Raw genomic sequence first — 26,091 nt, 5'->3', positions numbered from 1 at the left:
GACGGCTTGTTAGACTCAGCCCGCATTATACGACTATTTTCTCGTCCATTAGGAAGTTGCTGAAAAAGCATCGTGGAACACGACATGGCCGCGCGGTGTTTCGCCGGCCAGCCGCTGGATAAAAAACGCGTTGTGAGGAACTCCGTCTACACAAAGGTCGGTTGGATTCTCAAAGCCAAGTCGACCGTAGTATTCCGGATACCCAACCAGGCAGCAACCATTGGCATTCAACTTTTCGAGCCGTGATAGACCGCTATGTACCAACGCCTTGCCGATGCCCTGGCGTTGGTGTTCAGGCAGCACCGACACCGGGCCGAGTCCGTACCAGTCGGACGTGCCATCGGACACCGTGACAGGGGAGAACGCGATATGCCCTACTATCGCGCCGCTGTATTCGGCTACCAACGAAACACTAAGAGCATTGGCAGCGCGCAATGCTCGGACGATGAACTGTTCGGTGTGACTACTTAGGTCCAAGGTCGCGAAGGCGGCGATCGTCACGTTGGTAATCGCGTCGATGTCGGCCGCTGTTTCGTCGCGGATCGTGATGTGGTGATTCATGTGTAGTTGAGGGGAGTATGGCTCGTGTTTTCTGGCGGTGTGCCAGTGTGCGGTTAGGTAACGGCAACTGGACCGTCCTGGCACAGTTCGAAGGTAATTGGATGGAAGGCCTTGCGGTTGACCACGCGAATTCACTGGAGTTGACTCTGTCAATCCTCTTCTGAACAAAAGAACTTCCAAAAAATTGGCTACAAACGGTCTTCTGGATATAGAATGGTGTTAAGAAATTGTTAAGAATAGATCTCAAGAAGAGGCCGAACGGAATCAGAAGTGCGGCGTGACCGGCCTACCCATGTCACGCCCAGGCATTATTTGAGGAACTCCCTTGCCACAGCATCGTCTTTCTCGCTCGAAATCCGGGTTCACACTGGTTGAACTGTTGGTCGTCCTGGCCATTATCGGGGTCTTGGTCGCCCTGTTGCTTCCGGCCGTGCAGATGGCCCGCGAGGCGGCGCGTCGCTCCTCCTGCAAGAACAATCTCCGCCAGGTGGGGCTGGGCATTCTGAACTTCGAAAGCACCAGCAAGAAGTTCCCCCCCGGCAAACGCTGGTCCGGCCCCAGAACCGATGCTAACACCTACGACTACGCGTGGGCGTGCATCATTCTCAATCACCTCGAGCAAGAGGCGCTCTACGACAAGATTGACTTCAACTACCGCCTGATCGCGCCGGAGAACATCGCCGCGACCAGTCAGTTGATTCCCATCTATCTCTGCCCGAGTGCTGCAACGCTCGAAGAGCATCGCTCGCCTGCGGGTTTCATTCAAGGTCTTGGCGGGCAACAAGGCGAAGGGTTGGGGTGCATCGACTACCTGGGCGTATCTGGACCTGATAAAAAGAAGACGAACCCGGCCTCCGGCATGGATTACGGACCACAGCGCGGCATGTTGCTCGGCACCAAGGGGCTCGAGAAAGAGGACGTGCTTATCGACCCACCTGCGGTGACTGCCGCGAAGGTGACCGACGGGTTGTCGAACACGCTGATGGTGGTGGAGTGCTCCGGGCGAGGAGCGGACGTTAACAGTCAAGGCGAAGTGAAGGGTTTGACCGGCGCGTGGGCGCTCGGTGGCAACATCACGCATATCAAGAAGGGCATCAACGACGAAGTACCGCCCAAGGTGTGGGAGAACGAGCGCGTGTTCTCCGATCACTCGGGTGGTGCAATGGCTTTGGCGGCGGATGGCTCGGTTCATTTTCTTACCGACGACATGGAACCTAGTGTGCTGCGTTGCTACTGCTCTCGGAACGGCGAAGAGATCGTCGAGGCGCTCCAGCAATGATTAATGCCGGTTCCAGCGATACCACGTTGTCCGACCAGATCGACTCGGAGTTGGCCAGGTTGACGCCCATTACGCTCAGCGAGATGGACTCGGTGAGCCTGATGAATCGGGTCGATACCAAGTTTGTGGCCAGCGATCAGGTGCTGCCAACGCTCCTCGCTCAACTGCGCGACACCTACAAAGTATTGGAAGTGGAAGGGCTGCGGCGCTCGCCGTACGAATCGCTCTACTTCGATACTCTTCGCCGCGACTGCTACCTCGATCATCACAATCAGCGGGGGACCAGGCTCAAGTTTCGCCAGCGTCGATACAAGAGTTCGGGCGTGACGTTCTTCGAGGTCAAGCGGAAGACCAATCGTGGCAGGACCGACAAGAAACGCATTGCCATCCCCACCATCGAACAAGAGCTGAACGACGACTCGCGGGATCTTCTTGGTCGCACGAACTCCAAGTACACCCAACTCCTGCCCCAGATTTGGACCCTGTTTTCTCGTATTACGCTCGCCGGCATCGGCATTGCAGAGCGGGTGACCATTGATACGGAACTCAGGTTCTGCGACGACTGCCGCGATGAGCCGCTCAGCGATGTGATGATCATCGAAGTGAAGCAGGAACGCAATCAACGAAACTCTCCCATTCGACAGTGCCTCCGGCAGATGGGCATTCGCCCTATGCGGTTCAGCAAATACTGCATCGGCAGCGCCATCCTCGACCCCAATCTCAAACGCAACCGATTCAAACGCAAGTTGATGGCCATCGGTTCGCACACCCTGTGAAAGTTGCTTTTTCATGGAGCTATTTGAAGTACCGCTCTACGACGATGATTTCATTAAGATGATTGGTCGCTATGCGATCAACCTGCTGACCGTTACCGTGTTGGTTCGGCTTGTTTACTATCGGCGTTCTCGCAGTAAGGATTATCTGTTTACGTTTTACATGCTGAGCACGGTGGTCTTCTTCATCTGCTTTACGTTGAAGAAGCTTGAGCTCGAACTCGGCATGGCGATGGGCCTGTTCGCTATCTTTGGCGTGCTTCGGTATCGCACCGACACCATGCCGATTCGCGAAATGTCCTACTTGTTCACGGTGATCGGCATCGGCGTGATTAATTCGCTCGCCAATCTGAAAGTGAGCTGGCTTGAGTTGATCATGGCCAACTCGGTGATGACCGCTTTGCCGGCGTGGCTTGAATCGATGCCGCTGTTGCGCCAGGAGTCGCAAGAGGAGGTCCTGTACGAGAAGATGGAACTCGTGCATCCCGATCGCTACGAGGAACTGCTGGCCGACCTCGAGGAGCGGACCGGTTTAACGATCTCGCGGCTCGAAATCGGCAAGATCGACCTGGTCCGCGACTGCGTGACCATCACCATCTTCTACCACCCCCACCAACAATCGGTGCAGGACGTCGACGGAGTCAACATCTCCCGCCGCGGCAAGCGACTCTAATTCTCCTTCTTGTTTCGGTCGACAGAATCCACGGGACGCAAAACGGTGTTGTCCGTTTTGTCCCACTACACGATCCATTGGCCCAAAACCCCAAGCGTTTTGGGCCCGTCCGGGCGTAAAAACCCTTGTTTCTTCGGTAATACCATTCGGGGGGTGCGACAAAACCTCGCGCGTTGTTCCCCACATGTTCTTCTAGGGGACAAAACCCAAATCGCCGCGGCGGACACAATCCACCACCGGACGCCTCACCGCCCGGAGTATTCTGCCCACCCATCTAACGGCACACGCATTTTCCCATGAGTGTGTAAGATTACTACAACCAGCGAGAAAGAAAGTGGTAATCGTTGGCATAGGTCGCATACACAATCGCTAGATGTTCTAAATACCACCCCAAAAAAATCGCCAGAAAGACAAATCATGCTAACCGCTCTGCAATGGGTCTACCTGGTGATCATCCTCCTATGCGCGTTTGCTGGCGGTTACATTCCGCTGTCCCGCCCGGAGCGGGCGCGGTTGGGCGAGGGCTTTCCGCTCGGCGAGGCCTTTTCGTCGGGCGTGTTCCTCGCGCTTTCGCTCACGATGATGTTGCCGTCGGCGTTTGTGGTGTTTCGTCAGGCGGTGCCCGATATGAATTATCCCTGGTCGTCGGCTATCGCCATCGTGGCGTTCCTGGCGATGCTCGCCATGGAGCACTTGAGCGGGCATTACGTGTCGCACGAACAGCCCGCGTCGCCCGGCGCAACGCTACCGGCGGCGATTCCCATCGTCCTGACCGCCATGATCGCCATGCCGTCGTTCTTTCTGGGGGCGATGCTCGGCATGAGCGATCCCGACGCGGCCGCACTCATCTTCATCGCCATCATCCTGCACAAGGGCACCGCAGCATTCGCACTCGCGCTGGCGATGGTCCGCAGCACGCTCTCGCGCGGGCAAACGCTACTGTTGTTCACCGCGTTCGCTTCGATCACGCCGCTCGGCATCGTCGCCGGTGGTCTCGCCGAGGAGTACATCACCGACTCGGCGCTCGTCGTCAAAGCGGTCGTCCTGTCGCTCGGCGCCGGAACGTTTCTCTACATGGGCACGCTGCACGAGATGAAGCGGGCGACACTCATTCAACACTGCTGCCGCCCCAGTTGCTACGTGGCCCTGATCGCAGGACTCGCCATTACCGGCCTGGTCCGCTGGATCGTCGGCGAAGCCCACCAGTTGTGATCATGCTGAGCGAACCACCGAGTGCATCCCCCTGTAGCCGCAAGCCGGACTCGTTTATCATTCCAACCATGAACCTCGATTCCCTTCAATCGACGATCAAGGCCCGGCATACTCTCAAGGTGCTTGGTGACCCGGAGCATCCCTGGGAGGCGCCGGGGCCCGAGTCGCGCGCGAGACTCGCCGAGTTGCTCGAGGCTGCCAGTTGCGCGCCGTTCCACTTCCCGGCCGACACTCTCCACCGCGACGAACCCCTCACCTCGCCCGTCCCGTGGCGATTCCATTTGTTCGACGGCCAGAACTGTCGGCGACTGCTCGGGCGGCTCCAGGCGGAGCAAATCGAATCGGGCAACATTGCCAAGATGCTTGCCACGGCGGACGCCATGGCAGTGGTCACGTGGCTGCCCGACCCTCACGACCCGCCGCTGGAGATTCAGCAGTTCGCGCCGACTCAGCGGAACATGGAACACATCGCCGCCGCCTCGGCCGCCACGCAAAACCTGTTGCTCTTGGCCACCGCCGCGGGTTGGAACTCCTACTGGTCCAGCGGCGGAGTGCTCCGCAGCCTGCAAGTTTACGAGTGGACAGCCATCGACCCGCGCGAAGTGCTGCTGGGTGGTGTGTTCTTGTTCCCCACCGATACGCAGTCCGTGCCCACCAAACCAGGAGCGAATCGCGGCAAGCAAGGGCCAGTCAGCGCGTGGTCGCGGTGGGTTTCGATGGATTAGAGCTACTGAGCGTCGAAGCTCTTGAAATCGAGAGAGCCGGCATTCAGTGTCGACGAAGTCCGATTTCCCGAAAAGCAGTTCGCAAAACCCGGAAAGTCGCAGGGCATTTCTCGGGCGTTCTCGTTCCGATGTGACTTCTTCAGTTGCGGGCAGCGCGGAACCTCGTGACAATACAGAGCCCCCCATTCGTGCACTCCCGATCACGGTGTACTCTTCTATCGAGTTCCGATCCCAATTGCCAAGGTGGTTTTCATGCGCAGTTGTTACACGAAGCGTATTCTGCTGGTCCTCATGGTGGTCGCTTCTTTGGGCTGGCTGTTGACCGAGCGAGCAGTGGCTGCCGATGACTCGTTGGTGTTGATCGAGGCGGAAGGTTTCGATCAGCACGGCGGATGGGCGCTCGACCCGCAGTTCATGGACAACATGGGGTCGCCCTACTTGCTGGCTCACGGGCTGGGCAAGCCAGTGGACGACGCAGTGACCAAGGTGAAGATCGCCAAGGCCGGCACCTACAAAGTGTGGGTTCGCACGAAGGACTGGGTCGCTCGCTGGAACGCCCCCGGCACGCCTGGCATGTTTCAGGTCGCGATCAATGGTAAGACGTTGCAGACCACGTTCGGCACCGTGGGCGCCGAATGGCACTGGCAAGATGGTGGTTCGATCGAGTTGCCCGCCGGCGAAACGGACGTGGTGCTGCACGACTTGACCGGCTTCGAAGGGCGCTGCGACGCCATCTTGCTCGCCCGCGATCCGGACTTCGTGCCGCCGAATGCCGATCCCGAGATGGCCGAATTCCGCCGTGTGTGCCTCGGCCTGCCAGCTGAACCGCAACTCGCCGGAGAGTTCGACCTGGTGGTCACCGGCGGGGGAATCGCAGGCACCTGCACCGCGCTGTCGGCCGCGCGGATGGGATTGAAGGTCGCGTTGATTCAGGATCGTCCCGTCTTGGGCGGTAACAACAGCTCCGAAGTTCGCGTGTGGCTGCAAGGCGCGCGAAACAAGGTGCCGTGGCCGCGGATCGGCGACGTGGTGGCGGAACTTGAGCAGGAAAAGACCGCTCACTACGGCGCCGATAACACGGCTGAGATCTACGAAGACGAGAAGAAGCTGGGCGTTGTGCAGGCGGAGCCCAACATTCATCTATTCCTCGAGCATCGCATGAATGGCGTGGAGGCCGAGGATGGACACATCAACGCGGTGATCGCTCAACAGACTCGCACCGGAAAGCGGTTCCGCTTCAAGGCCGACCTGTTCGCCGACTGCACAGGCGACGCCTGCGTCGGCGCCTTGGCCGGCGCCGATTTCGAGATGCAGGCCGAAGACCACATGGGTCCCTGCAATCTGTGGAGCGTTTGCGAGTGCAAAGACCTCAACGCCATCAACACCGGCACCCAGGTGTCGGATGAGCCCGTGCCGTTTCCTCGCTGCCCGTGGGCGCTGGACCTGTCGGACAAGCCGTTCCCGGGGCGGTCGAAGGACAAACCCAATCCGTTGAAGCTCGGTGGCTGGTACTGGGAAAGCGGTTTCGATCGCGATCCGATCAAGGAAATGGAATACGTCCGCGATTGGAATTTCCGAGCCATGTACGGCGCCTGGGACGCGATGAAAAACGTCGACAAGGTGCTGCCCAACCACGAACTGAACTGGTGCGCGTACATTCTCGGCAAGCGCGAGTCGCGCCGATTGATGGGCGACGTGGTTCTGAACCTGAACGACCTGAAGACCGATCGCCAATTCCTCGACGGGTGCGTGCCCACCGGATGGTCGAACGACTTGCACTATGCCGACAAGCGGTACAACAAGGGATTCGAAGGCGACGCGTTCATCGCCAAGGCAAATCACGGCGACTTCCCCGCCCGGGCCGAACAACGGCCGTTCTGGATCCCTTATCGCTCGCTGTACTCTCGCAACATCGACAACCTGCTGATGGCCGGCCGTTGCATCAGCGTGACGCACGACGCCCTGGGTGCCGTGCGCGTGATGCGAACCTGTGGGTGCCAGGGAGAAATCATCGGCATGGCCGCCGGCCTGTGCAAGAAGCACAACACCACGCCGCGCGGCGTGTACCAGGATCACTTCAGCGAGATGCAGGTGCTCATGGCAAGCGGCATGGGGCGCAAGCCGGCCACCGACAGCCCCGGCCCCGGCCGATCGGAGAGAATGGTGCTCGAAGTCGTCGAATGGCTCGAGTCGGCTGGCGAAAACCTCGCGCGTGAAGCCAAGGTGGAAGTGCCAGCAGCCACCAACAAGGTGAAGTCCTACTTGCTGCTGAACGATGGCAACGGCCGAGTCGATACCAACGGCAATCGCTGGCTCGAGCGCAGTGAGCTGCCGCATGTCGTCGAGTTCGAGTGGGACAAGCCCATCGAAGTCGGCGCCGCCCGCATCGTCTCGGGCTACAACACCGGCAGTGAGATCAACGCTCCCATCGAAGACTTCAAACTCGAATACTTCGATGGCACCGAATGGCAAACCACCGGCGTGGACGTGAAAGCCAACAAGGCGATCAACTGGGCCACCAAATTCGACTCGGTGAAAACCCAGCGCGTCCGGTTAACCATCCTTAACACCCAGAACGACATCTCGCGTGTGTGGGAAGTGGAATTCTACGGGCCGGTGAAGGAGTAGAGGTGCGCAATCTGGTAACACCCAGCCGTATGATTCACTCGACCCGCAATGATCTAACGACCTCCGTCCACATTTCCTTCTTGGTTTTAAATTCTCCATCGTCCTCAATAGTCCAGACGACACGCTTGTCCCGTGGCGATAGCACCATCGCCCATCCAAAACTCTGGTCGCCTGTGGCGATGACGCGTTGCTGGGTAACGATCTCGTATCCATCGTAAGGTAAATTCACTTCGCCTTGCCGCAGGATTGTCGTTTCTAGCATGGGATTCTTCCCCAACGGAGCGCGCACGAGATTCCGCCATTCTCTCCAAACCGCACCGGGCGGATCTAACAGAAGCACCATTGTCGAACTTCCGCCTTGCGACTCGGCGTACAGATTCGGAGTTCTCTCTTTGATCCGCAGAATCGATGGGCAGAGCAGTTTAAGTCCGATATCACTGTACTCTTCCAGGTTCATTTCTGATGGCCTCCTCTCGGGTGCGATCTGCTTCCCAGAAACGCCCTAACGCTATCCCGCGTTGAGTGGCGTATAGACCAGCAGTGCTATTACTGCTCGACCGTTCGCTGCGCCCCCGTCCAGCATAACCCATTCGGGGGAGCCGAGGTAATATTGCCCTCTTGCCCTCCACGGCCAGCGTGTATAAATTGCGCCCCAGTAGCCTAATTCCGCGTCGCCAGGACGTGGATACGGGGGACCCAATTGGAAGTCGGCGGTGTGGCGTGTTTGCCTGACCATCGCTTCCCGGGGCGCAGATTCGCTGTGTGCGAGTCGGAGCACTTTCCAGCTCTAGCCCGTCAGCTAACCTCGTCGGCCGGTCGGACGTGTGGTCCGGCCAATTGGAAGGGTATCTTGGTCGCCCACCGCTGGCGACGAGGCACCATTTCTCTGGCGCTTCGATTTTTTGTTGCTCCCATGTTCGGTGCGTCGCTGCAGTGGCAAGCGTCGGTGCGTGGACTTTTGCATTCCACCAGCGGCCATGCTGCGCGCACGCGGCACGCTGCGCTCGGGGCAACGGAAAGGCTCGTAAGATGTCTCTTGTTGGTGCTGTTGAGTCGCCGCTGTTGTTAGCGGCCACGGAAGACGCGAGTTGGTTTGCCTGGTTCAGCCCATGGCACTTGCTTGTTTTGCCAGTGCCGCTGTTTGTGCTGGGTTTCTTGTGGCTCACCGTGCGTTACATCCCTAACGACCGCGTCGGAATTGTCGAGAAGCTGTGGTCGAGCAGAGGCTACGTCGGCGAAGGCCGCATCATCGCCATGAACGGCGAGGCCGGCTACCAGGCCCGCTTGCTTCGTGGTGGTCTTCACTGGGGCTATTGGCGTTGGCAGTACGCGGTGCACAAGGTGCGGTTGGTGACCGTCTCGGAGGGCAAAATTGCCTACGTCTACGCCCGCGATGGTCAGCCGCTGCCGTCGAGCCAAACGCTCGGCCGCGTGGTCGCGTGCAACGACTATCAGGACGCGACGGAGTTTCTCATCGGCCAGATCCGCGGTCAGCGCGGGCGCCAGCGGGCAATTCTGCGCGAAGGGGTGTACGCGATTAACCTGGCGGTGTTCACGGTGATCACCGAGTCGAAGGTCCACACGCTGAGCCATTTGCTCGACCGCAACGAAACGGCCGCCATCCATGGTTGGCGTGACGCGCTGGCCGACGTGGATGGGTTCCGGCCCGTGGTGATTGGCCGCGGGGTGCAGTTTGTGGGCGACGGAGAGGAGGGCGGATGCCGCGAAATCGACAGCATCGGCATCGTCACCGTGCACGATGGACCGTCGCTGCCACCCGGCGAGATCATCGCCCCGGCGGTCGGCACCACGTCTAGCGACTTGCACTACCACAACAACTACCAGGATCCCGAAGCGTTCCTGGCCTCCGGCGGTCGCCGCGGCCGGCAGTATGTTCCGCTCACCGACGGCACCTACTTTCTCAACCGCTGGTTCGCGTCGGTGGAGTTGATCCCCAAAACCGTCGTGCCGATCGGATCGGTGGGCGTGGTGGTCAGCTACTACGGCCGCGAAGGGCAGGACGTCACCGGCGCCGGATTCCGGCACGGCGAGCGCGTCGGCGAAGGCGAACGCGGCGTCCGCGAACGCCCGCTGGGGCCAGGCAAGTACGCGTTCAACACATCGGCCGGCAGCGTGGTGCTGGTGCCGACCACCAACTTCGTGTTGCATTGGATCACCGGCAAGACCGAGCTTCATCGCTTCGACGAGAGTCTGAAGTCGATCGACCTGGTGACGAAGGATGCGTACGAACCACTGCTACCGCTGTCGGTGGTGGTGCACATCGACTACCAGCGCGCTCCCGGCGTGATCCAACGGTTTGGCGACGTGAAGAAACTGATCACGCAGACGCTCGATCCGATGCTCAGCGCGTTCTTCCGCGACATCGCCCACACCAAGACGATGCTTGAACTACTGCACGACCGGCAGTCGATCCAGGAAGAGGCGCGAAAGAAACTCCGCGACAAGTTCCACGACTTCGACATCGAGTGCGTCGACGTGTTGATCGGCAAGCCCGACCCGCGCGAAGGTGACGACAAGATCGAGACGCTCTTGGAGCAACTCCGTTTACGGCAACTCTCCACTGAGCAGGTTGAGACGTTCGCCCAGCAGCGCGTCGCGGCCGATAAACGCCGGGTGTTGTACGAGGCGGAAGCCTTGGCCGACATGCAGACCGAGATCACCAACTCGCGCTCGCGAGTGCAGGTGGCCGAAAGCCAGGGCGAGGCTGATTTGGCTCAGGCCCGCAAGCGAGCCGAGCAGACGGTCGTGGTGGCCGACGCCGAATTGGCCCGCTCGCGCCGCGAGGCGGAGCAAACCGTGGTGGTCGCCGAGGCGGAGGCCAAACGCGACCAATTGGCCGGCCAAGCCCAGGCGCAGCGCGTGGCGCAGGTGGGTCTCGCGGAGGCTTCGGTGCTGCTGAAGCGAATCGGCTCATTCGGCGATCCCCGCTTGTACGCGTTGACGCAGGCGGCCGAGAACCTGTCGCACAGCGCGCAACCGCTGGTGCCCGAGCGGCTGTTCGTGGCCGGCGGCACCGAGCAGAGCGGCGGCGTGAATTCCCCCGGAGGGCTGCTCAGCACGCTGATCGAACTGCTGGTGGCAGAGCGATCCGGCTTCGAGCTCAGCGGCGACGCCAGCGAGCGGAAGGAGCTGGAGTCGTACGCTGAGCAACTGGTGAGCGAGGTGCCCACCGAAGCGAAAGCGTAACGGTTGGGCATATTGGAGGAGGCGCTCGCCGAACCTTCGGGGGCGCCTCCGCCAAACTGGACCTGCTACGCCAGTAAACCGGCGATTCCTAGGCCCGAAGGGCCTACCACCGGCATTGCCAGTAAGGTTTACCCAGCCACAACTGCTAGCGTCGATGTTTACGGGAAACTGGTCGGCAGCGGGCCGCATCGACAGCCGATTTACACTGCTGTCCCCCGCGTCGCGCGGCGGCTAAACGGTCAGCAAAGCCGCGCGACGCTCCCCCCTCCGCCTCCCGCCCGCAATTGCTCCATGGCCGACGTTTCGGAAACCTTCGACGACATCGATCGTCGGCACACGCAGATTCTCTCGCAGCTCGAAGAGCTTAACGAGCAAATCGAGGCGGCGATTGCGGCGAACAGCTCGCAAGCGTAATGTCGGGGTGGACGGCGAATCTTGGCCGGTTGGAGGCTCCGTTACCCTCCCCGCACCAAATGCAGGTGCGACCCTCCCGCAAGCGGGAGGGTGAAGTCGTGGGGCCGAGCTTACTTTCGCTGGTCGAGATGGCTCGACTTGTTGATCGCGCGAACTGCTCTCAGGCCTAGGATGGCACTGAACACCATGCCGATAGTACCCGGGATGGAGATGCCGTGGATTGGCCACACCTCGCGGCTGAGCATCAGCGACGAGCCGACGAACAGGGCGCTGGTGATCATGCCAAGTACCAGGCGATTGACCGACGGTTCGAGTCCGCGGTGATCGAGGTGGACGTCGAATTTGCCGCGTTGCACCTGCTCGAGGATCTCGCGCAGCCGCCGCGGCGCGACTTCCGCCAGTTGCTCCAACTCGGCGAGCATCCCGCGCACCTTGCGGGCGTGGCGTTTGGGCGACAGTCGGCGGCGGAATATCTTGCCGCGGTACGGTCCGACCAGCTCCATCAGCGAGAAATTCGGTTGCATCATCCGCGCCATGCCTTCGAGCATCACCAGCGTCTTGATCAACAAGGCTATCGAGCTGGGCAGCATGATTTCGTAGCGACGTACGATCTCGATGAACTCGGTGAACGCCCCCGACAGGTCGAACTGGTTCATGGACTGGTACGCGTAGTGGTCGACGAACGCGGACAGGTCGCTCGACAGGGCAACGTCGTCCAGGCCGGGCGGGGTGGCTCCGATCCGCATCACCACGTTGGTCAGCCGGTGCGAGTCCCGCATCGACAAGGCGAGCAGCAGGTCTTCCACTTGCTCGCGGAGCGAGTCGCCCAGGCGGCCCACCATGCCGAAATCCAGCAGCCCAATCGCCCCGTCGGGCATCAGCATCAGGTTGCCAGGGTGCGGGTCGGCGTGGTAGAAGCCGTGTTCGAAAATCATCTTCAGGTAGATACCCGCGCCCCGATGGGCGTACTCAGGCAGCTTGTCGGCCGCGGTCGGATCGTTGACCAGGTTTGAGAGCTTCTCGCCGTTGAGCCACTCCATCGTGAGCACGCGTTTGGTCGACAGGTTGGAGTAGATCTCGGGGATGCGGACGCGCGGGTCGCCTGCGAAGTGCCGCGCGAATTGTTGCTGATTGCGTGCTTCGCGGCAGAAGTCGAGTTCGGCCCTCATCATCCGACGCAGTTCGCTCATCGTCGCGCTCAGGCGATAAGGTTGAAACTCGGGCACGCTGTCGGCGAACTGCGCGAGCCCCGAGAGAATCTCCAGATCGACGTGCACTTGTCGCTCGATGCCAGTGTGCTGCACCTTCACGGCGACCGGAGTGCCGTCGGGCAGCGTGGCGCGGTGCACTTGGCCGATCGAGGCCGAGGCGATCGGCTCGTGGTTGAACGTTGCAAAGCAATCGGCCAGCGGCCGCCCGAGTTCTGCTTCCACCACCGCGATCACTTGCTCGGCCGAATCGGCCGGCGTGTTCTGCTGCAGCAGGCTCAGCTCGTCGGCCAGCGTAAAGCCCACCTGATCGGGCCGCGTACTGAGTACCTGGCCGAGCTTGATGAACGTCGGCCCCAACTCTTCGATCGCCAGGCGAATCCGCTCTTCGTGCCGTGCGTCGATGAGCGTCTTGCCTTGCCGATTGCGGAGCAAGCTGGAACCAAACCTGATGCCAAACCGACTCGCCCATCCCGCCAGCCCATACTTGCTGAGCACCGAGAGGATTTCGCGCCACCGATTGATGTTGCGCGGGATCTGCGGAATGGTGGTGATCTTCATCGCAGTCGGGTGGCACAGAAAGAGGGCAGGGCGATCCCTCCATTCTAGTTGGCCGCCGCTGCCGGACAAACTACGCGGCTTGAAGCGTAGGGGGTGGGAATAGCGCGGCTGTAGTGATTGCCCCGGGGGCGTGGGCGTTATTCGCTCTGCTCAATCGCCTCGAGCGCCTTGGTCACCGCCCGGGCGAGGCTCGCGGGTTCGGCGTCCTGGCAGCTTTCGAGTTGTGGCACCGCCACCACCGCCGCGGGACCAATCCTCGCCAGGGCCCAGGCGGCGCGCTCGCGGACTTGGGGCTCGGCCCCGCTGGCGACGATGTCGCCCAGAAGCATCGAGTGCTCGGCACATGTCACGCCTGCGCGTCCCATCAGCGTTACGGCCCAGTAGGCGACGTCGGCGTTGTCGCTGGTCGCGAGTTCGGACAGCGGCTCCAAGTGACTCGGCGCGGGCTCGCCGAGTTCTTCCAGCGTCGACACGCAGTACTCGGACACCTGCCGATCGGCGTCGCCCACTGCACGGACCAGTTCCACTGCCACGTCGGCCGCGACGTCGGCGTTTTGGCTCAGCAGCTCGGCGGCGCGGCGCCGCTCGCTGACGTCGCTGGAGGAAAGCATGTTGCCGAGATCGGAAATGTGCATGGGAGGAGGGGGCGAGGGAATGGGGGGCGAGGGGCCGTGGTTAAATCAACTGTCCGTTTTCGATTCGCTTCTGCTGTTGCATCGCGCCGGCCAGAGACTGACTGTGCGTGACGACCACCAGGATGGAATTATGCTCCTGTTGCAGCTCCACCAGCAAGCGGGCGATGGCCTCGGCAGTGGTCGAGTCGAGATTGCCCGTCGGCTCGTCTGCCAATAGTAGTGCTGGCGAGCGGATCAATGCCCGAGCGATCGCCACCCGCTGTCGTTCGCCGCCGGACAGTTCGGCAGGGCGGTGGGTGATTCGCTCGGCGAGGCCCACGCGGCTCAGCAACGTTTCGGCACGCTGAATGTCCTCGGCCGCCGGCTGTCCGTCGGCCAGCAGCGGAACCAACACGTTCTCGAGCACCGAAAGCTGAGGCAGCAGGTGATGGTCCTGAAACACGAAGCCCACGCGGTCGCGACGGAACTCTGCGAGCTGGCTTTCGGAGAGATCGAACGGGTCGACCGCACCGAGTTGCACCTTGCCCGAAGTTGGCCGGTCGAGCGCGCCCAGAATCGCCAACAGGGTGCTCTTGCCGGAGCCGCTGGGACCAACAATGGCCAGGCTCTGCCCCCGATCGAGCGTGAGCGACACCCCGCGCAGCACCACCAGCGGCTCGGCCGGCGTGGGGTACTCCTTGGTCACGTTGTCGACTTCCAGCATCTCCATCAGGCGGCCGCTACGTAAGGCGAGAGCAAGTCGACGACTTCCTGGGGCAGCGGAATCGACTCAGGCGGCCGGTCGTGATAGATATTGCAGCAGACGCAAGTCACTTCGCCATGGGCCACGGGCTTGCCGCCGTTGGAGAAGTTGATCTGGTAGGTGATGCTGGTCCGACCGATGCGCGAGATGTACAGTTCTGCGTCGAGAACGTCTTCGCACATGGCAGGCGATTTGAAATCGCACTTGGCGGCCACTCGAGGAAAGCTGATCGGCTGCCCGTCGATCTTCGTGTAGATGCTGAGCCCCAAGCTGCGAATGAACTCGTGCTCCACCGATTCCATGTAGTGGAAGAACGAGGCGAAGTGCATGATGCCGGCCATGTCGGTATCGGAGAACTCGACCATTCGCTTGGTGGTGAATGTCTTGGGCATCAAGCTGCGTTGTTGGCGGGGGAGAGAACTGGTGGCGGGGATAAAAGACGATAGCCCTCGACCTGCGGCCAAGGGCTAACGTTGTTCTATTCGGTTGGTCGGCAGCTTGTGGCCGCACTCAGTCGCCGACGTACGGCATGAGGGCCATGAAGCGTGCCCGCTTGATGGCGCGGGACACCGCGTGCTGACTGGCGGCGTTGCAGCCGGTCTTGCGGCGGCTGACGATGCGACCGTGGCGGTTGGTGAGCTTCGCCAGGAGCTCCAGGTCCTTGTAGTCGACGTACATCGGGCGTGGCTTAACGCCATCGACGTAAATCGGATCCTTCTTGGGCGTCTTCTTGGCGGAACTGCGTCGCTTGGACGGACGGCTCGGTCGGCGGCTGGTGGGGGGCAAGGTGGTAACCTCGACTGTATGAAAACTGAGTTAGGAACGGTTTGAGCCCCACATTTTACCGCAAAACGCGTGGCATGCAACCCGTACCGAGCGGCAATTAGCCGCTGGTTTTCAGGCTGCCCGCGAGCGTCCTGTACAGTTGCATGTGGGCTTCGGCCATGTGCGAGGCCCGATAACGCTGTTCGATGGCCGCCCGGCCTGCCTGGCCCAGCGTGGCTCGCAGTTCGGCGTCGACCAGCAACTCGGCCAGCCGCCCCGCCAGATCGAGCGTGTCGTGCGGCACGTGCAGCACCCCACCGGCGGTGTCGGTCACCATTTCGGTGAAACTGCCATGCTCCGGCAGGATGACCGGCAGCCCGTTGGCCCAGGCCTCGAGCACTGGCAGCCCTTTGCTCTCGGCATACACCGTGGGCAGAGCAAACACAGATAGCGACTGGAGGAACGCAATCTTGCCCGCCCGGTCCAGTTCGCCCAGGTAATCGAAACGTCCGGAGAGTGGCCCCTTGGCGACGCGCGCTTCGATCTCGCGCAGGTACGGCTCGTCCGACTTGCCCAGATAGCCGGCCACTTGCAACCGGAAGTCGATTTCGGGTGCGGTACGTCTCAAGTGCTCGCACGCCTCGACCAGTAGGTGCAGCCCTTTGTCGTGGCAGATTCGCGCGAGGCAGCCAACAACGAGTTGCCGCGGCGGCTGGTCGGCCGGCGCGTGCCCCTCGAGGTCGAGCCCGTGCGGAATGACGTGCACGCGGTCGCGATCGATGTCGAGGTAGTCGCACATGAAGTTTGCGTAGTACTCGTTGAGCGACACAAACGCGTTGCAGTCGCGTGCTCGCTCGCAAAGTAGCGCTCGCGCCTGATCGTAGTAGGGCGGGGTGAGCTTCTCGAGGAAGATGTCCTCGCCCGACAGCGAGCAGACGACCGGCGGTCCACCACGATCGGCGATGAGTCGCGCGAAGCCCATCAGCATGGCGTTTGACAAGTGCACGACATCGGGCTTCACTTCGTCGAGCAGCCAGTCGACCAGACGGACCAGTTCCTTACGCTGGTGGCCCGCCTCGCCTTGCAGCATCGAGACGGTCATGTCGCCGAGCTTCGACGCATCGACACTCGGCCCGCCCCGAGTCGCCATGTTGAGCATCCATGGCTGGTCAAACAGCCAGTCGACCCAACGCGGAGTGCGACGGAACAGCGGAAACTTCTGCTGGAGGTAGACGTTGATGCCCCCGTAGAACACTTGCTGGTGGCTCACATCGACTTCGTCGGTGCGAATCGGCGTGTACGTAGGCACCAGCAGAATGTCCTCCCCACGGTCCATCAGCGCACGGGCCAGCGTGTTGTCGTGCAGGCAACTGCCGCAATACATTCCAGCGGCCCCGGCGGCGATGTAGGCGATGCGCATGCGTGGCTCTGGGCTGGAAGCTGTAGGCTATGAGCGAGTAGCTCGCTAAGCAAAGAACTTCTTGAGCGTCGCTTCGGAGGGTTTGGGCGTAACCAGGGAGACGACGATCATGGCGACGGTGGAAGCTGCAATCATGTAGGTTACCGGCATCACTTCGTATCCCTCGGGCGCAAAGGGTAGCTGCACTCCGTAGGTTTCGTCTTCGGCGTATCCTGACGCTCGGAACAGATAGAACCAAGTGCCGATGGCCGTCAGCACACATGCGTACGCGCCGGCTTTGGTCAGTCCCCGCCAATAGATCGCAGCCAATGCCAGTGGAAACAAGCTACTGAACCCGCTGAAACACCAGACGCCGAGTGTGAACACTCCCCGTGGATCGAACAAACTGAAGAAGTAGGTGAGCGCCACGATCAGCACAATGAAGACTCGCGCGGCCCAAATGACTTGCTTGTCGGTGAAACGGTCACGTCCACCGTAGTGTACCAGCACGTCCTCGGTGAACATGGTGCCGACGCAGAGGAATTGGCTGTCGAGGCTTGACATGATGGCCGCCAGAATACCGGCGGTGAGCAAGCCGGCAAGCTCCGGGATCTTGAGCTGATTCACCATGAACGGCAATACGGCGTTCTGATTGGCAGCGACCGGCGCTGGCACGTTGACCAAGCTGCCAGCAGCCCAAGCGCCGATCAGTACGCAGGGCACCCATACGATCATGATGAAGATGGGATGGAGCACCACTGGAACTTTAAAGCTGCCCGCGCTCTTGGCGGTGAGCCAATGCTGGAACAGGTGAGGGAACATCCCCACCGACAGCGGCACCAGCAGATAGGTCGTGAACTTCAACTTCGAAATGTCTACCCGCGTGGCTTTGTTCTCCGGGATGCTCTCGCCGAGCGCTTTCAGGTTGTTAAAGAACCCTTCCTGGCCGCCTAGCTTGTTGGCTAGCACGTAGAACGTAACCACTCCCAGCACCATGAAAATGCAAGTTTGCAGGGCATTGGCCCACGCGGTGCCACGCATGCCGCCGAAGAACACGTAGGTCAGTACCACGCAGCAGATGGCGAGTGACGCGAGTTGCTTCGGTACACCACCGGCCGAACCGGCGGCGAATGTTATCTCGCCGTCCTTGTTTTCGCCGAGTTCCAAGAAGTCGGGGAACGTTCCCTGCTCGAAGGTGACCGTTTCGGCCACGACCTGCCCTTTGTCGATGCGTCCGGCGGTGACCTTGTTGATCACCGTGCCGGAGGCCATGACGCCAATCAGCAAGTAGGGAATCACCAGCGCGACCAGCACCGGAAACATCACCAGGCCGATGGAGTTGCTTTCGAGTCGGTCGCGGAAGAACTGAATCTGTGTGCGGTAGTGGTACTTCCTGCCAAACTGCCAGAGTTTCACTCCGAGCACAAAGAAGCACAAAGAGTGGATGATGCCAGAACTCGATGCGAGCATTCCATACACACCAATGCCGCGGACAAACGCTTCGCCGGTGGAACCCACCAGAGCGAAGGCGGTCATCGTGGTGCCGAACAGCGACATCAACAACAGGAACGGGCCGATCGAGTGACTGGCCAGCATGTAGTCGCTCGAAGTGCCGCGAAACAAGCGACTGGCGAACAAGCCAAGCGAGAGGACGATACCGAGGTAGATCGCGATTATCACAAGCTGCGTCATTGCTGCGGACCTCCCTCCGTGCCTTCAAGCTCGGCGGGCCAGCAGTAGATGGTCGCCAGATACCAGGTGATGCCCGCCGCCAGGGAAATGCACGCTTGGTAGAACAGGCCAATCGGCATGAAGCCGAATACCAGATATCCGTCGTCCCACCACCAAAAGTCCTGATGCAGAATCAACAACGCAACGATGATTATCCAAACCGCATGCTTCATGTTGTGGCCACACTCCCGACTTGAGTGGCGGATGCTTCCGCCTGCTGGACGCGATGGCGCAGTGCCAAACGAAAGGTCTGGTTTGCCCCAAACGACAGCGTGCGAGTGTACCACACCTGCGTGTCAGGCTAAACAGCGTCGCGCGAATTCGATTCGGCTATTTGCTGCTGGAGCCAGGGGTCGAGGTCGTCGAACATCATGGCGACGCCCGGCTTGAAGATACGGCCGATCAATAGATCGGTCAGATTGCCGTGGTGATGGGGGTGCTCGGTGACGAATTTGCCGACGCGAAACTCACCCGAATAGAAGGCGTGCACTAGTTTTCGCACCGAGTTGGTGGCCGCTTTGAACTCGGGCTCCCACTTGCCCAGTTGCGCCGCGGAGGTGTCGCCTTGCTTCAGGCCTTCGCTCACCGCGTCGGCGGCCAGCCAGGCCGATTGCAGAGCGAAGTACACGCCGGAGGAGTAGACCGGATCGATGAAGCCCCAGGCGTCGCCCACCAGCACCCAGCCATCGCCGGCCGACTGGTCGGTCATGTAGGAGAACTCCTTTGCCACCCGCAGATCGTCCAGGGGCTCCGCACCAGCGACCCGTTGCAGGACGCCTTCGCACTTAGCGAGTTCTTCCTCAAAGGTCTGCTCGGGCTTGCCGCGACCTTTGAGCAGGTAGTCGTTGTCGGCAACGCAGCCCACGCTCACCAGGTCGTCGGCTTGGGGGATGTACCAGAACCACGCGTTCTTGTCGCTGGTGTGCAGGATGATGGTCTTCACCCCGCCGCCCGACTCATCGCGCTCGGCACCGCGGTAGTGCCGCCAGATGGCGGCCTTTTTCAGATCGGGGTTTACTCGACGTAGTCCGAGCTTGTTGGCCAAGATTGTCTGCTGTCCCGAAGCGTCGATAACCGCCTGCGATGCGATGCGATGCTCCGTTCCGTCGCGGTGAACAACCACGCCGACGGCACGGTCGCCGCGCATGAGGATGTCGACCACGCGCACTCCGTCGCGCACATGGGCGCCTTTGGTGGCGGCGTTATCAAACAGCATCTTGTCGAACTCGGCGCGGTCGACATGCCACGTTTCGCTACAAGGTCTAGGGTCGTGCGAGCGGAAGAAGAACGGTTGCGACTCGCGACCGGTGTTGTTGACGAATTGCACGCCCACTTTGCGCGAGAATCTCGACGCGATGAGCTGCTCGAGCACGCCGAGCCGTTCGAACACCCAGTAGCTCTCCGGCATAAGCGACTCGCCCACGTGTTCGCGGGGCATCTTGTCGCGCTCGACCAGCAGCACGGAGTGCCCTGCCTCGGCCACCAATGCGGCGGCGGTGGAGCCGGCGGGGCCGCCGCCGATCACAATGCAGTCGTAACTCGGTTTCAGATCGGACATCTTCGCAGCGTCAAGGTGATTCGGCCGGCGGGACGGTGGGGTGGTCGGTGACGATCTCCAACAGGTCGACCGCTCGCGCGCCCGACAGGTGGATGGCGGCCGAGCGTCCGTAGATCACGTCGCCCGCCGGTACGCCGAGGTGTTTGGCGAGTTCGTCGCCGGTCTCAATCCGCCACAACGCCAGCAGTTCCACGTCGCGCAACAGGTTGTTCTTGATCAGCACTCGACCCAGCGGCGCACAGCCCGTTTCGATCGCCTCTCGGACGTTCGGGGGCAGGTCGGCCAGGTCGATGCTCATTATCCCATATTGTACGACCGCCCCGTCGGAATGACGAGCTAATAAACTCTGGCGGGCGTAGATGGTGCTGTCGAGCCGCTCCCGGACCACTCGCACGGCCACCAGCGATTCCCAGTACGCTTCCAGCGTGACGGTCATGTGGTCGTGGTGTGCCAGCAGCGTGGCGTAGGAAGCCGGCAGGTCGTCCTCGCCGACGGGCGTAAAACGCCCAAGCTGCTCTAGGTCAGTGGAGAAGATGGCCGCCCGCGCGGTGAGTTCCGCGGTACGGGACTGGCTAACTTGGTGGGTGACGCCGGTCGACTCCGCCATTGCTGAATTGCCTCGCTCCGGACGGCCGACGTTCAAGATGCTCCCGGCCAACTTCCGTCGCCGCGTACTTCGGCAAACAGGTACTCGACACCACGTCGCACGACAGGGCTCTTGGTGTGGCCAATGCTCGACAGGCTCATCAGCACCATGCTGGTCACAGGAATGCTGTGGTAGAAGCTGCCGTCTTCCGACTGGGTGTTGGCCAGCCAGTCGATGGCGCGCTGCGACGCGCGAGACCTGCGCCAGTAAGTGATTGGGTTCACCGGTTTATTGAGACTAAAACTAGCGACTCCCAGCGCCACAATGGCTGGAAGCACCGGTTCGCGATCGGTCCAGAACTCGACGCGCGAGTTTGAAGTGCCGAAGTTCGCGGTCTCGATCGGGATCGAAGGTAGTTGTTTCCAATCGACTACTTCGGCCAGGGCGCTAGCGCCGCGCGCCAGGAGCGTTGCACTGTGCAGCGGGCCAAAGTGCGACTTGAGTCTCTCGACGCCGCCCTGTTTTTTGATGAACGTGTTCATCTGCGAGCCAAGCTCGGCATAAGCTGCTGGGGCGCCGGTGAGTTGGAATGCGGCGCGGACGATCATCGAGGTCATCAAGTCCGATGCATCCGAGGTGTCGTCGGCCAGGCTGGACCAACCACCATCGGCGAGTTGCCGGCGGGCCAGCCAGTGCATGCTGCTGACGATCAATTCGCTGAGGTCGCCCTGGTAGGCCGAGTCGATGTCGAGCGGCTGCGAGCTGTCGCCCAGCTGGCCGCCATGTTGTTCGGAGAGAACCAACGCACCCACGGCCGCGGCGGTGGAGACCACCCGGCCATTCCACTGGTGCAGCCAGTCGCTCGCTGTGGGCGAGGCGGTTGCGCCAGCAGGCGTTGCCACGCGGAAGGAGGGCCGCTCGGCGGAACCGCTTTTCGCGGCGACCGCTGATTGGTTGGTAGTGAACATAAAAGTTCGGTGGGAAGGGACAACACGCTAAATGCCGCGTGTTATGGGTCGGCTCAACGGTGAGCCTGGCGGGATGAACCGCATCTTGCTTTTCAGAGGTAGAGCATAGGCAGCCGCCGAGGGGCTGTCGAGGGTCAAGCCGGCCGACGCCACGGATAGGGGAGGGGGCGTTTGCCGTGGCGCCGGCAGCTTGAACTGCTCTGTAAGTGCTTATGAGGAAAGCACTTCCAGGGAGCAAAAGATTACGCGTCGAGGGAAAAATCACCCAGATTTTTTGCCACGATCGTCTGTTCAGGCGTCTACGAAGCCTGCCGAGACGCATGCCCGGGTCAATTCGGCCACCGATTGGACGCCCATCGCCTTGTAAATCCGGCTCCGACGGGCCTCGACGGTGCGGATGCAGACGCTCAATTCGCGGGCGATCTGCTTGTTGGGCACGCCGTCGAGCACGCGGGTCAGCACATCGCGCTCGCTGGGGGAGAGCTGCTCCAGCCGCGAAGCGGCCTCGCGTCGGTTTGCGGAACGGCGGAGTTGCTTACGGTGCTCCGACAGGGCCAGCCCGATCGCATCCCGCAACTCGTTTTCGCAGCACGGTTTGTCCAATACGTTTACCGCACCCATCCGCATCGCGTCGACTGTCATGGGAGTCGTGGCGTAGGCGGTGACGAATACGGCGGGAACCGGTACTCCTTCGCTGCGAAGTTGTCGCAGCAACTCGCAGCCGCTGATGCCTGGCAAGCGTTGGTCGAGCAACAGACAGCTTGGGTTGCGCGGTTCGTAGGCCTTCAAAAAATCTTCGGCCGAACGATACGCTTCGACCCGCGCGCCGGTGGGGCGAATTAATTCGCCAAGAGCTTCGCGGGTGCTGTCGTCGTCTTCGACGATGTAAACGGTGTCGACTTGGGTTTCACTCATAACGCTGGTACCACCACCAATTTCCGTGCCTATAAATGCCATCTTTCCGGTCTCCGTAGAAAAAGTCATTGCCATTTGTTGTGGCAATCAATTAGTCTTGGCGTACTTGCCTGTGCCCGACGCCCGTTTGTGTGAGGTGAAATCCGTACGGGCGTACGCGTGAGTCATCCCGGATGGCCTTTAACGTTCTTCGGCCGCCAATGTGATGACTATGTTAAGAATACGGGCCGGTTATCAGCAAAAAAGATGGGGAATTCCGCGGAATAAGGTGGGTTGCCGAAGTCGGAATGTGGGTGCCCACAATAACGCGTCGGCAATCTGCAGGTCCTACGATGAGAGCTTTGCTTTCATGACGATTTGGACCAGCTCGGCGAGGGAATCCGCTTTCAGTTTTGTGAAGATGTGCTGGCGACGAACCTCGACGGTTCGCACGCTGATATCGAGCCGTGTGGCGATCGTTTTATTGGGTACGCCATCGACGATCATGTTCAGCACCTCATTCTCAGCGGGGGTTAGTGATTCGAGGCGGGACTGCAATTCCTTTTGCTCCAGTTCCTGCTCGTAGTTCTCGACGTCCTTCGCCAGCCCCTCGCGGATGGCGTCCCACAGTTCGTGGTTGCGGGCCGGTTTCTGCAACAGCGTGACCGCCCCAGCCTTGATCGCCCTGACGATGACCGGCGTATCGGCGTATCCGGTTACCACCACCACCGACAAACTGATGCCGCGCCGTTGAAGTTCCTCCTGTAGTTCCAGCCCGCTCATTTCCAGCATGCGCACATCGGTCACCAGGCACCCCGGTCGCTGTCCCTGGTAGCTTTCGAGAAACGACTCTGCCGACTCAAAGGACTGATAAGCCACTTTCATTTCGTCCAGCAGCATCTCGACCGACTCGCGCGAAGCGTCGTCATCGTCCACGATATATACGGTGGGCGAATCACTCATGAATCAGCCTCCCTATCGGCTGGCAGTAGGACCGAAAACGTCATGCCAACATCTTCGTTTGCTCGTCCCCATATCTTACCGTGGTGGCTGGAGATGATCGAGCGACAGATCGCCAGTCCGATGCCCATACCTTCCTCCTTCGAGGTGGTAAAAGCGTCGAACAGCGATTCGATTTCCACCCCGCCGGTCAGCCCAGTGCCGTTGTCGCAAACTTCCATCAACACACCATCCCCGCTCTGCGAGGTGGAGACGGAGACCCGCCGTGGCGAAGCAGAGGATTCGCCTGCTGCGTCGAATGCATTTCGCAACAGGTTGACGATCACCTGCTGAATCTGTACCTGATCTCCGGTTACTTTGGGCAGGAACTCGTCGAGGTGAAACTCGACGCGGATGTTCTTGCGACGCGAGACAAAGCCCAGCATCTCGGCCGTCTCCCTCACCAGCCCGTTCAAGTCGAAGCGAGCCATGTGCACCTGTTGCGGACGGGTGAAGTTGCGTAGGCGCCGAATGATATCCGCAGCGCGATTGATCTGGGTGGATATCTTGCGACCCATTACCGCTACGCGTTCTACAAACCCAGGCTCTTTGTTCTCCAGGGCCGTCGTCATCGCGTTGGCAAACGTTGCCGCAGCGTGCAAAGGCTGATTCACTTCGTGGGCGATGCCGCCAACCACTTCGCCCATGGTCGCAACGCGCGCCAAATGCGCCAGGCGAGCGTCGGACTCTTCGAGTCGCTGCCGTCGTTCGACTTCGTCGGTGATGTCGCGGTCGATGCCCACCATCCGCAGCGGCGCCCCGGCCTCGTCGCGATCAATCACGCGACCTCGATCGAGCATCCAGCGAACCGATCCATCGCTCAAGACGACACGGTACTCGCACTGGAATACTCCCGTGCGTCCTGCCAGATGGTCGGCAACCCGATCTGCAACTTCGGCGAGATCATCTGTGTGGATCGACTTCTCCCAATCCTCCATGTCTAGCGAGTTATTGCCCAGTGGCAGGCGGCGACTGGCAAGCCAGTTGTCGCTCACATAGACCTGATCGCTGGGGATATACCAGTCGTAGAAACCATCGGCCACCGCGTCGATCGTCAGGCTCAGTCGCTCTTCGCTCGTCGCCAAGGCTTCCTGGGCCGCCTTGCGGGCCAGTGCGTTGACAAATACCTCGCCCAGCAAGCGAAGGATGGCGGCCGTTTCTTCCGACCACTCCCTGCCACGCTCCTTGCTGGAGATGCCCAGGAAGGCAAACAGACGATTCTCGAAGAACGTCGGCACCACGATGAAAGATTGAATTCCAATACTCTCGATGTCCTTGCGGAGCTTCTCACTGCCTGGGGGAATCTCGTCCAGCGACGACATCATTAGCGGCAAACCTTGTTCGAGTGCCGGCATTCCCCATGCATTCTCGATCGTCGAAACCCTTTGCAGCTCCGGAGGTGGTTCGATAGCGTCAGGAGCGAGCCATTGGTAAGCCAGTTCAACCTCTCCGGCCTCTTGGTGGAGTAGGTAGATGTACGAACGATCGCCACCGACGAACTCGCCTACCTGCCGAAGTGCGTCGATAATCTGGTCGCCAAGCTCGTCCGGTTCCAAGTTGATGAACCTCGAGGTGAGGTTCAGGATCAGGGACTCCAACTGTTGGCGGTAGTCGAGTTCCTCTCGTGCTTGCTTCTGGGCGGTGATGTCGCGCCCTACCGATTGAACCTCGTAGAGATTGCCATCACTGTCGAACAAACCGCGATCCCACCATTCGTGCCAAGCTATAGTGCCGTCGGCTTGCACGATGCGTTGCTCGTCGAATATGGCTGGCTGGTCGGGAGTTAGTGATGCAACCTTCTTCCTTAGAGGTTCGGCATCGTCGGGGTGGATGAATTCGAAGACATTCCGCTTCAGCAGCTCCTCTGGAGTCAGCCCAAGAAATCGACTGAGTGCACCATTAACGAATGTCTGCGTGCCATCCGGCTTCCAGCGGGCGATGAATTCCGATTGGTCCTCGACGACCGATCGGTATTGTTCGCGGCTGGCTTCCAACTCGCGGAACGTATGCTGACGGTCTATCGAGTTGACGACGATTTCGCCCACGACCTCCAACAACGCCATGCTGTCGCTCGACCAGGCCTTCTTATGGCTAACGCAGGAAAAGCCCAGCATGCCGGTGCCGCCATGTTCGAAGAACAGTGGCAAATAGAACGCCGAGCGAATGCCCAACTTCTCGAACAACTGTTTCACCGGGGCAGCGTCGTTTGGCAGTCCGTGCGTGTCCGGCACGTGCACTGGCTGGTTGGCCGCCAGTTGGCTGGTGATCCAGGAGAGCGGCGCCACTTCGATGTTTTGCAGACGCTCCTTGAGGCTGGGGATGCCCGGTGCGCACCATTCGTGTGTGAGCTGCGCTGTTTTCTCCTCAGCGTCCTTGTATTGGTAGACGAAACAGCGATCGACGTCGGTGTAGCTGCCTACCTTTTCGAGGGCTTCGACGATGCCGTCGTCGATCGACTCGACGGGCAGGTTGATAAACCGTGTGCTGAGCGACGTCAGCAGTTGCTCGAACGACGAACGATAGCCCGCGCGGGAAGAAGAGTCAGCAACGTCGGATTCGATCGGCATAACGCA

Annotated in this window: 24 protein-coding genes and 1 riboswitch; of the genes, 8 read left to right on the top strand and 16 right to left on the bottom strand. The window is 60.6% G+C overall.

Translation table 11 applies throughout. The annotated features are described in order from the left end of the window. Positions 1–48 precede the first annotated feature (48 nt). Positions 49–561, bottom strand: coding sequence for a GNAT family N-acetyltransferase (locus ACQK2L_RS22805; RefSeq protein WP_425399356.1), 513 nt, complete (start codon positions 559–561; stop codon positions 49–51). 325 nt (positions 562–886) lie between these two features. Between ACQK2L_RS22805 and ACQK2L_RS22800 the strand changes: the two genes are divergently transcribed. The 6 genes from ACQK2L_RS22800 (at position 887) to ACQK2L_RS22775 (ending at position 7,851) form a co-directional block, all read left to right on the top strand. Next, positions 887–1,840 carry a DUF1559 domain-containing protein gene (locus ACQK2L_RS22800; RefSeq protein WP_425399355.1) on the top strand — a complete coding sequence of 318 codons (954 nt, stop codon included), beginning with the start codon at positions 887–889 and terminating at the stop codon, positions 1,838–1,840. Then, on the top strand, positions 1,837–2,616 hold the full coding sequence (locus ACQK2L_RS22795; protein ID WP_425399354.1) for a polyphosphate polymerase domain-containing protein: 780 nt from the start codon (positions 1,837–1,839) through the stop codon (positions 2,614–2,616). Before ACQK2L_RS22800 ends, ACQK2L_RS22795 begins: the two co-directional genes overlap by 4 nt. Positions 2,617–2,629: 13 nt before the next feature. Next, positions 2,630–3,286: a DUF4956 domain-containing protein gene (locus tag ACQK2L_RS22790; protein WP_425399353.1), complete on the top strand. Its 657-nt coding sequence runs from the start codon at positions 2,630–2,632 to the stop codon at positions 3,284–3,286. A 417-nt stretch (positions 3,287–3,703) separates the two neighbouring features. After that, on the top strand, positions 3,704–4,498 hold the full coding sequence (locus tag ACQK2L_RS22785) for a ZIP family metal transporter (RefSeq protein WP_425399352.1): 795 nt from the start codon (positions 3,704–3,706) through the stop codon (positions 4,496–4,498). Positions 4,499–4,566: 68 nt separating this feature from the next. Then, entirely contained in the window at positions 4,567–5,223 is a 657-nt protein-coding gene (locus ACQK2L_RS22780; protein ID WP_425399351.1) for a nitroreductase family protein, read from the top strand. Between the two features lie 252 nt (positions 5,224–5,475). Further along, positions 5,476–7,851, top strand: a complete 2,376-nt coding sequence (locus ACQK2L_RS22775) for an FAD-dependent oxidoreductase (protein WP_425399350.1) — start codon at positions 5,476–5,478, stop codon at positions 7,849–7,851. Between the two features lie 34 nt (positions 7,852–7,885). On the opposite strand, the gene ACQK2L_RS22770 is transcribed toward ACQK2L_RS22775, so the two are convergent. Beyond that, positions 7,886–8,308: a hypothetical protein gene (locus tag ACQK2L_RS22770; protein ID WP_425399349.1), complete on the bottom strand. Its 423-nt coding sequence runs from the start codon at positions 8,306–8,308 to the stop codon at positions 7,886–7,888. A gap of 190 nt (positions 8,309–8,498) precedes the next feature. After that, positions 8,499–8,680: riboswitch (cyclic di-AMP (ydaO/yuaA leader) on the top strand. 200 nt (positions 8,681–8,880) lie between these two features. On the opposite strand from ACQK2L_RS22770, the gene ACQK2L_RS22765 reads away from it, so the two are divergent. Beyond that, complete coding sequence (locus ACQK2L_RS22765; RefSeq protein ID WP_425399348.1) at positions 8,881–11,058, top strand: SPFH domain-containing protein; 2,178 nt, start codon at positions 8,881–8,883, stop codon at positions 11,056–11,058. A 291-nt stretch (positions 11,059–11,349) separates the two neighbouring features. Beyond that, entirely contained in the window at positions 11,350–11,472 is a 123-nt protein-coding gene (locus ACQK2L_RS22760; RefSeq protein WP_425399347.1) for a hypothetical protein, read from the top strand. A gap of 110 nt (positions 11,473–11,582) precedes the next feature. Here the strand turns inward: ACQK2L_RS22760 and ACQK2L_RS22755 are convergent, their stop codons facing one another. From ACQK2L_RS22755 to ACQK2L_RS22690, 14 genes are all read right to left on the bottom strand, one after another. Next, positions 11,583–13,241, bottom strand: coding sequence for an ABC1 kinase family protein (locus ACQK2L_RS22755; RefSeq protein WP_425399346.1), 1,659 nt, complete (start codon positions 13,239–13,241; stop codon positions 11,583–11,585). A 137-nt stretch (positions 13,242–13,378) separates the two neighbouring features. Next, entirely contained in the window at positions 13,379–13,876 is a 498-nt protein-coding gene (locus ACQK2L_RS22750; protein WP_425399345.1) for a HEAT repeat domain-containing protein, read from the bottom strand. A gap of 40 nt (positions 13,877–13,916) precedes the next feature. Further along, positions 13,917–14,585: an ABC transporter ATP-binding protein gene (locus tag ACQK2L_RS22745; protein ID WP_425399344.1), complete on the bottom strand. Its 669-nt coding sequence runs from the start codon at positions 14,583–14,585 to the stop codon at positions 13,917–13,919. After that, positions 14,585–15,010: an acyl-CoA thioesterase gene (locus ACQK2L_RS22740; RefSeq protein WP_425399343.1), complete on the bottom strand. Its 426-nt coding sequence runs from the start codon at positions 15,008–15,010 to the stop codon at positions 14,585–14,587. Before ACQK2L_RS22740 ends, ACQK2L_RS22745 begins: the two co-directional genes overlap by 1 nt. A gap of 118 nt (positions 15,011–15,128) precedes the next feature. After that, complete coding sequence (rpsR, locus tag ACQK2L_RS22735) at positions 15,129–15,404, bottom strand: 30S ribosomal protein S18 (protein WP_425399342.1); 276 nt, start codon at positions 15,402–15,404, stop codon at positions 15,129–15,131. A gap of 97 nt (positions 15,405–15,501) precedes the next feature. After that, a complete protein-coding gene (locus ACQK2L_RS22730) occupies positions 15,502–16,803 on the bottom strand; it encodes a glycosyltransferase family 4 protein (protein WP_425399341.1) in 1,302 nt (433 codons plus the stop codon). A gap of 45 nt (positions 16,804–16,848) precedes the next feature. Next, a complete protein-coding gene (locus ACQK2L_RS22725; protein WP_425399340.1) occupies positions 16,849–18,474 on the bottom strand; it encodes a sodium:solute symporter family protein in 1,626 nt (541 codons plus the stop codon). Then, entirely contained in the window at positions 18,471–18,686 is a 216-nt protein-coding gene (locus tag ACQK2L_RS22720; protein WP_425399339.1) for a DUF3311 domain-containing protein, read from the bottom strand. The genes ACQK2L_RS22725 and ACQK2L_RS22720 overlap by 4 nt, the downstream gene beginning before the upstream one ends. Positions 18,687–18,814: 128 nt before the next feature. Further along, a complete protein-coding gene (locus ACQK2L_RS22715) occupies positions 18,815–20,071 on the bottom strand; it encodes an NAD(P)/FAD-dependent oxidoreductase (RefSeq protein ID WP_425399338.1) in 1,257 nt (418 codons plus the stop codon). A 10-nt stretch (positions 20,072–20,081) separates the two neighbouring features. Beyond that, positions 20,082–20,678, bottom strand: a complete 597-nt coding sequence (locus ACQK2L_RS22710; RefSeq protein ID WP_425399337.1) for a hypothetical protein — start codon at positions 20,676–20,678, stop codon at positions 20,082–20,084. Positions 20,679–20,710: 32 nt separating this feature from the next. After that, complete coding sequence (locus ACQK2L_RS22705) at positions 20,711–21,625, bottom strand: hypothetical protein (protein ID WP_425399336.1); 915 nt, start codon at positions 21,623–21,625, stop codon at positions 20,711–20,713. Positions 21,626–21,916: 291 nt separating this feature from the next. Beyond that, positions 21,917–22,540, bottom strand: a complete 624-nt coding sequence (locus ACQK2L_RS22700; protein WP_425399335.1) for a response regulator transcription factor — start codon at positions 22,538–22,540, stop codon at positions 21,917–21,919. Between the two features lie 327 nt (positions 22,541–22,867). Next, positions 22,868–23,482, bottom strand: coding sequence for a response regulator transcription factor (locus ACQK2L_RS22695; RefSeq protein WP_425399334.1), 615 nt, complete (start codon positions 23,480–23,482; stop codon positions 22,868–22,870). Next, positions 23,479–26,085, bottom strand: a complete 2,607-nt coding sequence (locus ACQK2L_RS22690) for a PAS domain-containing protein (protein WP_425399333.1) — start codon at positions 26,083–26,085, stop codon at positions 23,479–23,481. Before ACQK2L_RS22690 ends, ACQK2L_RS22695 begins: the two co-directional genes overlap by 4 nt. Positions 26,086–26,091 lie beyond the last annotated feature (6 nt).

The sequence above is a fragment of the Aeoliella sp. genome (genome assembly GCF_965227375.1).
Classification (GTDB): Bacteria; Planctomycetota; Planctomycetia; order Pirellulales; family Lacipirellulaceae; genus Aeoliella.
This window is presented reverse-complemented; position numbering and strand designations above follow the sequence as displayed.